The organism is Variovorax sp. Soil_C_26, from assembly GCF_057657075.1.
In genome coordinates, this window is record NZ_JBDGJC010000011.1 from 1 (window position 1) to 14,412 (window position 14,412).

The following is a 14,412-nucleotide window of genomic DNA, read 5'->3' on the forward strand; positions in this document are numbered from 1 at the left end:
CGCTCGCCTAATGAAAAATGCCCCGCTCTCGCGGGGCATCTCGATCTAAGCGGGCGGCAGACTATTTACACAGACTGCAGATCCGGGCTTTTTTCATGGGCGCAGATCCGATCTGCCCGGGCTCAGAACGGCAGCTTCGGGCCGCCGGGTCCACCCATCCCGCCCATGCCCTTCATGCCGCCCATCTTCTTCATCATCTTCATGAGGCCGCCGCCCTTCATTTTCTTCATCATGCCCTGCATCTGCTCGAACTCGTTGAGCAGGCGGTTCACTTCCTGAACCTGCACGCCCGCGCCGGCTGCGATGCGGCGCTTGCGCGTGGCCTTGAGCAGCTCGGGCTTGCGGCGCTCCAGCGGCGTCATGCTCTGGATGATGCCTTCCTTGCGGCGGATGTCGCGCTCGGCGCGGGTCATGTCGGCCTCGCTGGCCTTGGCGGCCATCTGCTGCGGCAGCTTGTCCATCAGGCTGGAGAGGCCGCCCATCTGCTTCATCTGCTGGAGCTGGCCCAGAAAGTCGTTCAGGTCGAAGCCCGCGCCGCTCTTGACCTTGGCCGCGAGCTTCTGCGCCGCAGCCACGTCGACGCCGGCCGTGACCTGCTCGACCAGCGCCACGATGTCGCCCATGCCGAGGATGCGCCCCGCATGGCGCTCGGCGTCGAACACCTCGAGGCCGTCGATCTTCTCGCTGGTGCCGGCAAACTTGATCGGCACGCCCGTGACCTGGCGCACCGACAGCGCCGCGCCACCGCGGGAATCACCGTCGGTCTTGGTCAGGATGATGCCGGTGAGCGGCAGCGCCTCCTTGAAGGCCTTGGCGGTGTTGATCGCGTCCTGGCCCTGCATGGCGTCGACCACGAAGAGCGTCTCAACCGGGTCGAGCGCGCCGTGCAGCTGCTGGATCTCGTTCATCAGCACTTCGTCGATCGCAAGGCGGCCGGCCGTGTCGACCAGCAGCACGTCGAAGAAGTGCCGCCTGGCATGGTCGAGCGCCGCGCGCGCGATGTCGAGCGCCTTCTGCTCGGGCGTGCTTGGGAACCATTCGGCGCCCGCCTGCTTCGTCACCATCTTGAGCTGCTCGATGGCGGCCGGCCGGTAGACGTCGCCCGAGACGGTGAGCACCTTCTTCTTGCGCTTCTCGATCAGGTGCTTCGCGAGCTTGGCGGTGGTGGTGGTCTTGCCGGCGCCCTGCAGGCCCGCCATGAGGATCACCGCGGGCGGCTGGGCCACGAGGTTGATGTCGGAGATGCCCTCGCCCATGGTGGCGGCGAGTTCGCGGTTGACGATGCCGACCAGGGCCTGGCCGGGCTTGAGCGAGCCCAGCACCTCCTGGCCGAGCGCCTTGTCCTTCACGCGGGCGACGAAATCCCGCACCACCGGCAGCGCCACGTCGGCTTCGAGCAGCGCCATGCGCACCTCGCGCAGCATGTCCTGCACGTTGCTTTCGGTGATGCGCGCCTGGCCGCTCATCGTCTTGACGAGGCGGGAGAATTTTTCGGTGAGGGCGGTGGCCATGAGCGGGATGCCTTGTTGCCCGCTGCGGCGGGCATTGGGAAGTCGTGAACTGGATCGGCCGCGTTGGCGCTGCGGTACGCAGCGTGCAAGCCGGGGGGAGATAAACTCCAGCCATGATTTTAGCGATCCCCTCCCCACTCGCCGTGGCGCTGGGCATCGCCACTGCGGCGGCCTATGGTTCTGCCGCCGCCGCGGGTGCCCGGCTGAGCCGCCGCGGCACGCAATGGGCGCTCGGCCTCGCCTGGCTGCTGCACGCCGCCGTGCTGGGCTACGGACTGGTCGGCAGCGAGCCGCGCTTCGGCTTCGCGCCGGCGCTCTCCGTCACCGCCTGGCTGGTGCTCACCGTCTATGCGGTCGAAAGCAGCATGTACCCGCAGCTCAAGGTGCGGCGCGCGCTGGCCTGGCTGGGCGCGGCCGCCGTGCTCCTGGCGGTGCTGTTCCCGGGCACGCCGCTGCATGTCGCCGCTTCGCCGTGGCTGCCGCTGCACCTCGCGCTCGGCATCGCCTCGTACGGCCTGTTCGGCGCCGCCGTGGTCCATGCGTGGCTGATCACGCGCGCCGAAAAGCAGATTCGGCTGGCCGCCGAGCCACAGGGCGGGGTGCCGCTGCTCACGCTCGAACGGCTGACCTTCCGCTTCGTCGCGGCCGGCTTCGTGCTGCTGTCGGCGACGCTGCTCGCGGGCCTGCTGTTCAGCGAAACGCTCTACGGCGCCGCCGTGCGCGGCTGGAAATGGGACCACAAGACCGTGTTCTCGGTGCTCGCCTGGCTCAGCTTCGCGGTGCTGCTCGGCGGGCGCGCACGCTTCGGCTGGCGCGGGCGAACCGCGCGGCGCGTGCTGTATGCGGGCACGGCGCTGCTGCTGCTGGCCTACGTGGGTTCGCGCTTCGTGCTCGAAGTGGTTCTGGCGCGCGGCACGGCATGAAGTACCTGCTCGTTTTCGCGGTGATCGCGGTGGCGATCTGGCTCTGGCGCAAGAACCGCCGCGAGGAAATGCGCGACACCCGGCGCGAGCAGGCGGCGCGCGCCAAACGGCCCGGCGCCGCGCCGGCCACCCCGAAAGCCATGCTGCGCTGCGCCCACTGCGGCCTGCACCTGCCGGCCGCGGACGCCATCGGCGGCACGGGCGAGGCGGCCTACTGCAGCGCCGCGCACCGCCAGGCCGCCGAGCGCGGCTGAAGGTGCGCCCATGAGCGCAGCGCCGGGCCGCCCCAAGCAAGCTCGCTCCCGCCTGGCGGGAAAGCGCGCAGCGCGAAGGGTGCACCAGTGACCGCAGCGCCGAGGCCGCGAGGCGAGCCCGTCACCGATTGGGGCGGGCTCGAAATACAGCATAGCCAGAGCGCCGCGCTGCTGCGGCTCTGGCGCGGCTTCATGGCGGCGCGCTGCTTCGTGGCGGTGGTGCTGGTGCTGCTGCAGGGGGTGGCTCTCGCGCTCGGCCAGGCGATGCAGCCGCTGGCCGTGGCCCTGTCGGCGGGCTACCTCGTCGTCACCTGGGTCAGCGCACGCTACGTCCGCTTCACCCCGCCGATCCGCGCCTTCGCGGCGGTGTGGTTCCTCACGATCGGCATCGACCTCGGCACCTTCACCGCGCTCCAGGTTCTGCAGGGCGGCAACATCAACTACACGCCGCTGTTCGCGCTGCCGGTGCTCATGAGCGCCGTGCTCGGAACCGTCACCGTGGGCCTGGGCACCACCTCCGCCGTCACGCTGCTGCTGCTGGCCGACGCGGGCTGGCACTGGCTGCAGCAGCCCGGCGACCCATCGAACCGCTTCGTGCAGGCGGCGCTCACCGGCACCGGCCTGTTCGTGGTGGCGCTGCTCGCCCACGAGCTGGCGCGCCGCCTGGCGCGCGAAGAAGCGACGGCCCAGCGCAACCGCAGCAGTGCGCAGATGCAGGCGCAGGTCAACGACCTCGTGATCGAGACGCTCAGCGAGGGCGTGCTGGTGATCGACGCCGAAGGCCTGGTGCATGCGGCCAACCCGGCGGCCGACGCGATCCTCGGCCAGGGCCTGGCCAAGCTCGGGCTGCCGTTCGCGCTGCACGCGCAGCCCGCCTGGCATGCGCTCGCGGCGCTCGCACGCCAAACCTTCGCGCGGCGCGCACCGCAGAGCGAAGAGATCCCGGTGGCGCAGGCGCGCGGCGCCGCGCGCGAGGTGCGCGTGCGCACGCGGCTCACGCCGACGAGCGACCGGCGCGTCGAAAGCCTCTGCGTGATGTTCCTGCAGGACCTGCGCGAACTCGAGGCACGCATTCGCACCGAGAAGCTGGCTGCGATGGGCCGCATGTCGGCGGCCGTGGCCCACGAGATCCGCAATCCGCTGGCCGCAATCACCCAGGCCAGCGCGCTGCTCAACGAAGACCTGACCGATCCCGCCCACCGCAAGCTGACGAGCATGGTGCAGCACAACGCGCAGCGGCTCGCGCGCATCGTGGACGACGTGCTCGACGTATCACGGGCGCGCCAGCAGCGCGTGCTTTCGCTCGGCGAGCAGGTGGTGCTCGATCCCGCGGTGCGCGCGCTGGCCGAGGAATGGGTGCGCCAGACGCAGCGCCAGGGCGTGCAGATCGCGCTCGACGCCGGCGAGAGCGAAGTGCGCTTCGACGTCGAGCACCTGCGCCGCCTGCTCGTGAACCTGCTCGACAATGCCGCGCGCTACGCCGGCAGCAGCGACGGCTCGATCCAGGTGGTCACCACCCTGCAGCGCGGCGGCGCCGGACAGCCGACCCTGCTGGTGTGGAGCGACGGCGCGCCGCTCGAGCCCGCGGTGCAGCGCCACCTGTTCGAGCCCTTCTTTTCTTCCGAGAGCCGCTCGAGCGGGCTTGGCCTCTTTCTGTGCCGCGAGCTGTGCCGGCGCCACGGCGCGACCATCGGCTACGAGCGCCGCTCGCTCGTCGCGGGCGGCCCCGAGGGCAACGAATTCTTCGTGCGTTTCGCGCCGAGCGAAAACCGGCTGACACAATAGCGCCGTGAGCACGACCCCTTCTTCCGCGCAGCGTCCGGGCAACATCCTGGTCATCGACGACGAGCCCGACCTGCGCACGCTCTATGAACTGACCTTGCTGCGCGAGGGCTACCGCGTCGAGGCGGCCGGCAGCGTCTCCGAAGCCTGGCAGCACCTCGAGGCCGCGCAGTTCGACGCGGTGATCACCGACATGCGGCTGCCCGACGGGCAGGGCATGGAGATCATTCAGCGCATCCAGAAGAACCACCGCAGCGAGCGCTGCGTGGTGATGACGGCCTATGGCTCGGCAGAGAACGCTGTCGAGGCGCTCAAGGCCGGCGCCTTCGACTACCTGACCAAGCCGGTCGACCTCAAGCAGTTCCGAGCGGTGGTCGCCTCCGCCGTGCAGGCGCAGCAGGCCACGCCGGCCAGGGCGGCGCCGATTGCGCCCGCAGGCTTCGGCGAGCGGGCCGACGTGCCAGCCATTCCGGTGAACGGCGCCGCGGCGCTCGATCGGCTGGTCGGCGACTCCGAGCCGATGCGGCGCGTGAAGTCTCGCATCGCCAAGGTCGCGCGCGGCATGGCGCCGGTGCTGGTGCGCGGCGAATCGGGCACCGGCAAGGAGCTCGTGGCGCGCGCGGTGCACGCCTGCAGCCAGCGCAGCGACGGGCCCTTCGTCGCGGTCAATTGCGGCGCCATTCCCGAGAACCTGCTCGAGGCCGAATTCTTCGGCGCCCGCAAGGGCTCGTACACCGGCTCGTCGCAGGACCGCGACGGCTACTTCCAGGCCGCCCGCGGCGGCACGCTGTTCCTCGACGAGATCGGCGACCTGCCGCTCGCAATGCAGTCCAAGCTGCTGCGCGCGATCCAGGAGCGCAGCGTGCGCTCGATCGGCTCCACGCAGGAAGATGCGGTCGACGTCCGCATCGTCAGCGCCACGCACAAGGATCTGCATGCCGAGGTGCAGGCCGGGCGCTTCCGCCAGGACCTGTTCTACCGGCTCAATGTCATCGAGATCGCCGTGCCCGCGCTGCGCGAACGGCGCGAAGACCTGCCGGCGCTGTGCAAGGCGCTGCTCGCGCGCATCGCGCACGACGGCGGGCTGCCGGTGCCGCACCTCTCGGACGAACTGCTGCGCCGGCTCGCGCAGCATCCGCTTGCGGGCAACGTGCGCGAACTCGAGAACCTGCTGCACCGGGCGGTGGCGCTCAACGACGGCGACGAGCTGCATCTCGACCTGATGGGGCCGGGCCATGCGCCGGCGGAGGCAGTCGCGGCCACACCTGCCACGCCTTCCGTGGCGGCGCCCGAACAACCCGACGAGCAGACGCGCCCTGCGCCGGCGCCAATCGCCCAGCCCCGGCCGGCGCCGCCGCCCCTGCCCTCCGACCTGCAGGCCTACCTCGACCAGCAGGAGCGCGAAATCCTCGTGCGTGCGCTGCACGAGAGCGGCTTCAACCGCACCGCGGCGGCCGCACGGCTCGGCATGAGCCTGCGCCAGATCCGCTACCGCATCGCGCGGCTCGGCATCACCACGCCGAGCGGCGACGAAAGCGCCGCGAACCATGTCGACGACTGAAACGCAGGACGGCGCCGCCGCGCAGCAGCGCCTCTGGGAGGCCGGCTGGTACCGCTTCGCGCGGATGCTGCGCTCGCCGAACTTCGGGCCGCGGCCCGCGGGCGCGCAGACCGACCTCGTCGTGCTGCATTCGATCAGCCTGCCGCCGGGCGAGTACGGCGGCGAGGCCGTGCAGCAGCTCTTTGCGAACCAGCTCGACTGGGACGCGCACCCGTATTTCCAGTCGATCCGCGGGCTCGAGGTGTCGTCGCATTTCTATGTGCGGCGCAACGGCGAGCTCTGGCAGTTCGTGAGCTGCGACGACCGCGCCTGGCACGCCGGCGTGTCGACCTGGCGCGGGCGCGCCAACTGCAACGACGACTCGATCGGCATCGAGCTCGAAGGCCTCGAGGGCCAAGCGTTCGAAGAAGCCCAGTACGAAACGCTGGCCGGCCTCTGCGCCGCGATCGCACAGCAGTTTCCGATCGCGCACATCGCCGGCCACGAGCACATCGCGCCTGGCCGCAAACACGACCCGGGCGCGGGCTTCGACTGGCCGTTGTTGCGCGGTTGGCTCGGCTGGCCTGCAAAAATGTTCCCCGCGCAGGTGATGGGCCGCTAATTTTTTCAATCACGTCGCGCAACGCGATGCGCCCCGCGCGCCGCCGGACTGGGACGATATTGCAAACGCCGCATGCAGCAACCATGCGCCCTGCAAGCCCAAATCGGCCTGCAGGCCCCGTTCCACGCGGGTTGCGACACCATGAACCAATGTTCATGGGGCACAAATGGCCGTGTCACCGTGCGAGCCAAGAAACGACCCGCATGTATCCGATGGAAAACGCTACATCTAGTGGGTTGTAGCCCCCTCACACCCCAGATATAGTGTGTTCCGTCCAGCCACCTGCCCCGGCGCAATGCCCGGCCCAGACGCTGCCACCCAACAAGAATTGCCAACCGAGAGGAAGCGAATGCAAACATCCCTGAACACCCCATCGACTCCGCGCGCCGTTCCTTCCACGCCGTCGCAGCAGCCGCAAGACACGGCCGGCTCGCCGACGAGCCAGAGCCTCGCGCACTACCAGATCATTCGCCGCAACGGCGCCGTGGTGCCCTTCGAGCCGAACAAGATCGCGATCGCGATGATGAAGGCCTTCCTGGCGGTGCACGGCACCCAGGGCGCGGCCTCGGCGAGCGTGCGCGAAACGGTGGACACGCTCACGCAGGGCGTGATCCGCGCCATGGTGCGCTCGCGCCCGGGCGGCGGCACCTTCCACATCGAGGACGTGCAGGACCAGGTCGAGCTCGGCCTGATGCGCGGCGGCCACCACGAGATCGCGCGGGCCTACGTGCTCTACCGCGAGCGCCGCACGCAAGAGCGCTCCAAGCAAGGCGAACAGGAAGCCCCCGCCGCACCGACGCTGCACGTGCTGGACAACGGCGAGCGCGTTGCGCTCGACCTGAACGAGCTCAAGGGCCTGATCGAATCGGCCTGCGAAAACCTGGGCGACAGCATCACGGCCCAGCCGATCGTCGCCGAGACGATGCGCAACCTGTACGACGGCGTGCCGCTCGACGAGGTCTACAAGGCCTCGATCCTGGCCGCCCGCACGCTGATCGAGAAGGACCCCGACTACACCTTCGCGACCGCCCGCCTGCTGCTGCACACGATCTTCAAGGAAATCATCGGCCGCGAAGTCATGCCCGCCGAGCGCGCGCAGACCTACGCCGACTACTTCCCGCAGTTCATCAAGAAGGGCGTCGAGAACGAACTGCTCGACGAGAAGCTGCTCCAGTACGACCTGCCCCGCCTGGGCGCGGCGCTCAAGGCCGAGCGCGACAACCAGTTCGACTACCTCGGCCTGCAGACCCTGTACGACCGCTACTTCCTGCACGTGCGCAAGAGCCGCATCGAGCTGCCGCAGGCCTTCTTCATGCGCGTGGCCATGGGCCTCTCGCTCGGCGAAATCGACCGCGAAGCCCGCGCCATCGAGTTCTACGAAGTGCTGTCGTCGTTCGACTTCATGTCGAGCACGCCCACCCTCTTCAATGCCGGCACGCTGCGCTCGCAGCTGTCGAGCTGCTACCTGACGACCGTGCCCGACGACCTCGACGGCATCTACGAGTCGATCAAGGAAAACGCCCTGCTCTCGAAGTTCGCGGGCGGCCTGGGCAACGACTGGACCCGCGTGCGCGCGCTCGGCAGCCACATCAAGGGCACCAACGGCGAATCGCAGGGCGTGGTTCCCTTCCTCAAGGTGGTGAACGACACGGCCGTGGCCGTGAACCAGGGCGGCAAGCGCAAGGGCGCCGTCTGCACGTACCTCGAAACCTGGCACCTCGACATCGAGGAGTTCCTGGAGCTGCGCAAGAACACCGGCGACGACCGCCGCCGCACGCACGACATGAACACCGCCAACTGGATTCCCGACCTGTTCATGCGCCGCGTGATGGAAAAGGGCACCTGGACGCTGTTCTCGCCTTCCAACGTACCCGACCTGCACGACCTGTTCGGTGCCGCTTTCGAGAAGGCGTATGTCGCCTACGAAGAAAAAGCCGCGCGCGGCGAGATCAAGCCCTCGCGCACCATCCAGGCCTCCGACCTGTGGCGCAAGATGCTCACGATGCTGTTCGAGACCGGCCATCCCTGGATCACGTTCAAGGACGCCTGCAATGTTCGCTCGCCGCAGCAGCACGCCGGCGTGGTGCACTCGTCGAACCTGTGCACCGAGATCACGCTGAACACCAGCGACACCGAAACGGCCGTCTGCAACCTGGGTTCGGTGAACCTGCTGCAGCACCTGAAGGACGGCAAGGTCGACCAGGAAAAGCTCAAGAAGACGATCTCGACCGCGATGCGCATGCTCGACAACGTGATCGACATCAACTACTACGCCGTGAAGAAGGCGCGCGACTCGAACCTGCGCCACCGTCCGGTCGGCCTCGGCCTGATGGGATTCCAGGACGCGCTGTACGAACTGCGCATCCCCTACGCCTCGCAGGAAGCCGTGCAGTTCGCCGACGAATCGATGGAAGCGATCTGCTACCACGCCTACTGGGCCTCGACCGATCTGGCCCGCGAGCGCGGCAAGTACTCGAGCTACAAGGGCTCGCTGTGGGACAAGGGCATCCTGCCGATCGACTCGCTCGACCTGCTGGAGCAGGCCCGCGGCGGCTACGTCGAGGTCGACCGCTCGTCCACCCTCGACTGGGACGCGCTGCGCGCCAAGATCAAGGCCGACGGCATGCGCAACTCCAACTGCGTGGCGATCGCCCCGACCGCGACGATCTCGAACATCATCGGCGTCGACGCCTCGATCGAACCCTGCTTCGGCAATCTGTCGGTCAAGTCGAACCTGTCGGGCGAGTTCACCGTGATCAACCACTACCTGGTGCGCGACCTCAAGCGCCTGGGCCTGTGGGACGACGTGATGGTCATGGACCTGAAGCACTTCGACGGCTCGCTGCGTCCCATCGACCGCGTGCCGCAGGACGTGAAGGCGCTCTACGCCACCGCGTTCGAAGTCGAGACCACGTGGCTCGTCGAGGCCGCTGCGCGCCGCCAGAAATGGATCGACCAGGCGCAGTCGCTCAACATCTACATGGCCGGCGCATCGGGCAAGAAGCTCGACGACACCTACAAGCTCGCATGGCTGCGTGGCCTCAAGACCACCTACTACCTGCGCACGCAGAGCGCGACGCATGCCGAGAAGTCCACCGTGCAATCGGGCCGACTCAACGCAGTGTCGTCGGGCAGCAGCGATGCAGGCTCGGGCATGAGCGCACTCGAAGCCGCGGCCGCTGCAGCGAAGGCGCAGATGAGTGCGATGCCGGCCACCGACATTGCGTTCTGCGGCGTCGATGATCCGACGTGCGAAGCGTGCCAGTGACGCGTCGTTGAAATCAGCGAGGCCCATGCAGCGCGTTGCGAACCCTCAGTCGATCACGGCATCGACTGACATCGCACGATGCATGGGAGCAACATAACAACCACATAAATGGAGCGCGACGTGGGCGAGCACTTTGCAACTCACATCGTTGCTCCGATAATTGAGCATTGGATTTTTCTATGTTGACCTGGGACGAAGAAGTCAAGCCCTCCTTGCCAAAGGATATGCAACAAGGATTGCAGCAGTACCAACCATCGACCAGCGGCGTGTCCGCGGGCCGAGCGGTGGATGCTCCGACTTCGTCTTCTGCCCTGCAGCCTGCAGCACCCGTTGCCACGCAGCGCGTCAAGGCTTCCGACAAGCGCATCATCAACGGCCAGACCGACGTCAACCAGCTGGTGCCGTTCAAGTACAAGTGGGCCTGGGAAAAATACCTCGCCACCTGCGCCAACCACTGGATGCCGCAGGAAGTGAACATGACGCGCGACATCGCGTTGTGGAAAGACCCGAACGGCCTGACCGAAGACGAGCGTCGCATCGTCAAGCGCAACCTCGGCTTCTTCGTGACCGCCGACTCGCTGGCCGCGAACAACATTGTGCTGGGCACCTACCGCCACATCACGGCCCCCGAATGCCGCCAGTTCCTGCTGCGCCAGGCCTTCGAGGAAGCGATCCACACGCACGCGTACCAGTACATCGTCGAGTCGCTCGGCCTCGACGAGAGCGAGATCTTCAACGCCTACAACGAAGTGCAGTCGATCCGCGAGAAGGACCAGTTCCTGCTCCCGTTCATCGAAGCCATCAGCGACCCGCACTTCAAGACCGGCACGCACGAAACCGACCAGACGCTGCTCAAGTCGCTGATCGTGTTCGCCTGCCTGATGGAAGGCCTCTTCTTCTACGTCGGCTTCACGCAGATCCTTGCGCTGGGCCGCCAGAACAAGATGACCGGCGCCGCCGAGCAGTACCAGTACATCCTGCGCGACGAATCGATGCACTGCAATTTCGGCATCGACCTGATCAACCAGCTCAAGCTCGAGAACCCCGGCCTCTGGACCGCCGAGTTCAAGGCCGAGATCAAGGCGCTGTTCCTCAAGGCCGTCGAGCTCGAATACAAATACGCCGAAGACACCATGCCGCGCGGTGTGCTCGGCATGAATGCCTCCATGTTCAAGGGCTACCTGCGGTACATCGCCAACCGGCGTGCACAGCAGATCGGCCTCGAAACGCTCTTCCCGAACGAGGAAAACCCGTTCCCCTGGATGAGCGAAATGATTGACCTGAAGAAAGAACGCAATTTCTTCGAGACCCGCGTCATCGAATACCAGTCGGGCGGCGCGCTCTCGTGGGATTGAAGCTTTCCGACAACAAGAATCGATGAATTCAAGAATTGCCCATGCCACCGACCGCGCCAAAGAGCGCGGCATGGACGAGGGCTCAGGTGTTCATGGTGCTGGAGCTCAGACTCCAACCCCATGGATCACTTTGCGCTACCAACGTGCGCGGAGTGCTTCAATAGGTTGATTTTTTCAACTTGATCAAGGAGAAAACAGAAATGGCAACTGCAAAAAAAGCGCCGGCTAAGAAAGCCGCAGCAAAGAAGGCTCCGGCCAAGAAGGTCGCAGCGAAGAAGGCTCCGGCCAAGAAGGTAGCGGCGAAGAAAGTAGCGGCGAAGAAGGCTCCGGCCAAGAAGGTCGCTGCCAAGAAGGTCGCCGCCAAGAAGGCGCCTGCGAAGAAGGTAGCAGCCAAGAAGGCAGCACCGGCGAAGAAGGCCGCAGCCAAGAAGGCAGCACCGGCCAAGAAGGCCGCTGCGAAGAAGGCGCCTGCCAAGAAGGCGGCTGCAAAGAAGGCGCCGGCGAAGAAGGCCGCTGCCAAGAAGGCCCCTGCGAAGAAGGCCGCCGCCAAGAAGGCGCCTGCGAAAAAGGCTGCGGCCAAGAAAGCCGCGAAAAAGCCCGCTGCCAAGCCTGCCGCTGCGGCCAAGAAGCCGGCTGCAAAGAAGGCCGCCAAGGCAGCGCCCGCTGCGGCGCCTGCGCCTGCTGCGCAGACCACGCTGAACCCGCAGGCAGCCTGGCCGTTTCCGACGGCCAGCAAGCCCTGAGTTCTTTCAGCGGCCTTGAAGGCAAAAGCCCGGCACCTCACGGTGTCGGGCTTTTTTCATGGTGCGCCGGGAAAGGACCGGATCAGAGGCCCAGCGCCTTGCGGTCGACCTGGTAGTTCTGCGGTCCGCGCTGGGCGATCTTGAGCGCGCCGACGCGGTTGCCGAGCGCCGCACACTGCGCGAGCGGCCATTCCTTCTCGAGCCCGAACAGCAGCGCGCCGCGCCATGCATCGCCGCAGCCCGTGGGCTCGACCACGGCCGTCGGCGTCACGCCCGGCACATGCTCGCGCTCGCCATCGGTCCAGACCTCGCAGCCTTCGGCGGCCAGCGTGACGACAAGGCCACGCACATGCTTCGAGATATCGGCCAGGCTCCAGCCGGTGCGCTGCGACAGCATCTTGCCTTCGTAGTCGTTGACCACGACCCAGCTCGCCAGCGCAATGAAGCGCCGGAGCGCCTCGCCGTCGAACATGGGCAGGCCCTGGCCCGGATCGAATACGAACGGAATGCCGGCCGCAGCAAACTGCTCCGCATGCTGCAGCATCGCCTCGCGGCCATCGGGCGCGATGATGCCGACCCGGATGTCCTCGCGCGCGCTGACCTTCGTGAGGTGCGCCTGCTGCATCGCGCCGGGATGGAAGGCCGTGATCTGGTTGTTGTCGACGTCGTTCATGATCATCGCCTGCGCGGTGAAGGTGTCGTCGAGCTGACGTACGAACTCGGTGCTGATGCCCAGCGAGCGCATGCGCTCGAGGTAGTCGGCGCCATCGCTGCCGAGCGTGGCCATGGGCAGCGCCGTGCCGCCGAGCGCATTGAGGCTGTAGGCGATGTTGCCGGCGCAGCCGCCGAAGTCGCGCCGGAGGCCGGGCACCAGGAACGACACATTGAGGATGTGCAACTGGTCCGGAAGGATCTGGTCGGCGAACCGGCCCTCGAAGGTCATGATGGTGTCGAACGCGAGGGAACCGCAAATCACTGCTGCCATGGGTGAGCCCGTTGAATGAGAGAGAAGAAGGAAGGTGGATCGAAGAAGAAGAATAAAACGCGCGTGCGGACCTGCTCAAGGGTAGAACGCTTCCACGCGGTAGCCCGCGATCGGCGGCAACGTCGTGCCTTCGGGCGCCGACAGGCTCAGCGGCAGCGATGCCGCATGGTCGGTGCGCGCCGCAAGCACCGCGGGCGCGCCGTAGTCGGCCGCAGTGAGCACGCGGCGCACCACGGCGCGCTCCTGCGTGTCGAGCAGCGAAAGTTCGATGGCCGGCATGGCGAGCGGCACGGCGGCGCCATTGCGCAAGGTGAAGCTGAGCCGGTAGTCGCCGCCGCCGGACTTCTCGCGCGTGAACGCGGCGCCTTCGATCACGATGTCGCCGATCCGGCGCAGCGCCGTGAGTTCGCAACCGCTCCAGCGGCACAGCGCGGCGAGCGCCGGCCGCAGGCCCGGCTGGCGCGCGACGATCGCATCGCGCTCGTGGCGCAGCACCTGCGCGGCGAGCAGCAGCACGGCCAGCACCACCAGCAGCCAGAACGACCGCCGCACGGCCGGGCGCTGCCAGATCGGCGAGGGCTGGCGCTTGGTGCGCTCGTTCTCGAAGAGCGCGAGCGGTTCGGAATCGGGTGCATCGTCGGTGCGAAACGGCCGCGGTGCGGATGCATCAAGCTCGGGTTCGCTCGCCTGGCGCACCATCGACGAAGTCGTCGCCAGTTTGTCGGCCGAGCGTTCTTCTTCGCGCTCCCGGGCATGCGCGATCCCGTCCGACTTGATGCGCGTCCGCCGCAAGACCTTGTCCAGCTGAGCCCGGTCACGGTCGGCGGAAGGCTCATGCGCTTCTTCCTCGTCGCCGCGGGCCGACTCGGCGAGCTCGCGCGCCTCGAGGCGCAGCGCGGGCAAGGGCAGCGGCGGCGGCGGTGCTGGAGATGTCGCCGGCGCCGCCGCGAGGTCCAGGTCGATGTTCGGAAAGGGCGGTAGCGAACTCGGCGGCGGCCGCCATTCGGATTCGGGTGTGTTGACTTCGAAGTCCGACCACAGCGCGTCGGGGGCGATACCGTGCGCTGGAAGTGAAACCGCGGGCGCGGTCACCTCGGCTTCGTCATCGGTTTCAACTTCGTCATCGGCTTCGGGCGTCGCCGCTGGCGGCGTCTCGCGGCCCTCCGCTTCGTCGTCGACGAACTCGGGCTCCTCCCGCTCGGCATGCGAAGGCGCTGTCGGCATGGGTGCGGCCGCTACCGCCGCGGGCGACGGTGCGACGGCCGCTGGCCCGTCCGCCATCTCGTGCAGTTCGAGCGTGGCGTCGAACACATGGCTGCAGCGGCCACAGCGCACCCAGCCATCGGAGATGCGAAGCTGGTCGCGCACCACCTTGAAGGTGGTGGTGCAGGAAGGGCAGCGCGTGGCAAGGCTCATGACGGGGCGATTG

11 protein-coding genes are annotated in these 14,412 nt (G+C 67.4%); 8 read left to right on the forward strand and 3 right to left on the reverse strand.

Annotated features, from left to right (window positions below; all coding sequences use genetic code 11):
* Positions 1-122: 122 nt before the first annotated feature.
* Entirely contained in the window at positions 123-1,511 is a 1,389-nt protein-coding gene (gene ffh / locus AC3A6G_RS23505; protein WP_487874729.1) for a signal recognition particle protein, read from the reverse strand.
* A gap of 113 nt (positions 1,512-1,624) precedes the next feature.
* Between ffh and AC3A6G_RS23510 the strand changes: the two genes are divergently transcribed.
* The 8 genes from AC3A6G_RS23510 to AC3A6G_RS23545 all read left to right on the forward strand — a co-directional run bounded on the left by AC3A6G_RS23510 (position 1,625) and on the right by AC3A6G_RS23545 (position 11,998).
* Positions 1,625-2,434: a cytochrome C assembly family protein gene (locus AC3A6G_RS23510; RefSeq protein WP_487861663.1), complete on the forward strand. Its 810-nt coding sequence runs from the start codon at positions 1,625-1,627 to the stop codon at positions 2,432-2,434.
* Positions 2,431-2,688 carry a PP0621 family protein gene (locus AC3A6G_RS23515; protein WP_487861664.1) on the forward strand — a complete coding sequence of 86 codons (258 nt, stop codon included), beginning with the start codon at positions 2,431-2,433 and terminating at the stop codon, positions 2,686-2,688. The genes AC3A6G_RS23510 and AC3A6G_RS23515 overlap by 4 nt, the downstream gene beginning before the upstream one ends.
* Positions 2,689-2,775: 87 nt before the next feature.
* On the forward strand, positions 2,776-4,473 hold the full coding sequence (locus tag AC3A6G_RS23520) for a two-component system sensor histidine kinase NtrB (protein ID WP_487874730.1): 1,698 nt from the start codon (positions 2,776-2,778) through the stop codon (positions 4,471-4,473).
* Between the two features lie 4 nt (positions 4,474-4,477).
* A complete protein-coding gene (locus AC3A6G_RS23525) occupies positions 4,478-6,031 on the forward strand; it encodes a sigma-54-dependent transcriptional regulator (protein ID WP_487861666.1) in 1,554 nt (517 codons plus the stop codon).
* Positions 6,018-6,632, forward strand: a complete 615-nt coding sequence (ampD, locus tag AC3A6G_RS23530; protein WP_487865706.1) for a 1,6-anhydro-N-acetylmuramyl-L-alanine amidase AmpD — start codon at positions 6,018-6,020, stop codon at positions 6,630-6,632. The genes AC3A6G_RS23525 and ampD overlap by 14 nt, the downstream gene beginning before the upstream one ends.
* Before the next feature lie 349 nt (positions 6,633-6,981).
* Positions 6,982-9,900, forward strand: coding sequence for a ribonucleoside-diphosphate reductase subunit alpha (locus AC3A6G_RS23535; protein WP_487865707.1), 2,919 nt, complete (start codon positions 6,982-6,984; stop codon positions 9,898-9,900).
* A gap of 179 nt (positions 9,901-10,079) precedes the next feature.
* Positions 10,080-11,255, forward strand: a complete 1,176-nt coding sequence (locus AC3A6G_RS23540; protein ID WP_487861669.1) for a ribonucleotide-diphosphate reductase subunit beta — start codon at positions 10,080-10,082, stop codon at positions 11,253-11,255.
* Positions 11,256-11,455: 200 nt separating this feature from the next.
* The gene (locus AC3A6G_RS23545) at positions 11,456-11,998 is read left to right on the forward strand and encodes a histone H1-like DNA-binding protein (RefSeq protein WP_487861670.1); all 543 of its coding nucleotides are present in this window, start codon (positions 11,456-11,458) and stop codon (positions 11,996-11,998) included.
* An 82-nt stretch (positions 11,999-12,080) separates the two neighbouring features.
* On the opposite strand, the gene AC3A6G_RS23550 is transcribed toward AC3A6G_RS23545, so the two are convergent.
* Both AC3A6G_RS23550 and AC3A6G_RS23555 read right to left on the reverse strand, forming a co-directional pair.
* Positions 12,081-12,983 (reverse strand): carbohydrate kinase family protein, encoded by a 903-nt coding sequence (locus tag AC3A6G_RS23550; RefSeq protein WP_487874731.1) that lies wholly within the window; start codon positions 12,981-12,983, stop codon positions 12,081-12,083.
* A 75-nt stretch (positions 12,984-13,058) separates the two neighbouring features.
* On the reverse strand, positions 13,059-14,399 hold the full coding sequence (locus tag AC3A6G_RS23555; RefSeq protein ID WP_487874732.1) for a zinc-ribbon and DUF3426 domain-containing protein: 1,341 nt from the start codon (positions 14,397-14,399) through the stop codon (positions 13,059-13,061).
* Positions 14,400-14,412: the final 13 nt, after the last annotated feature.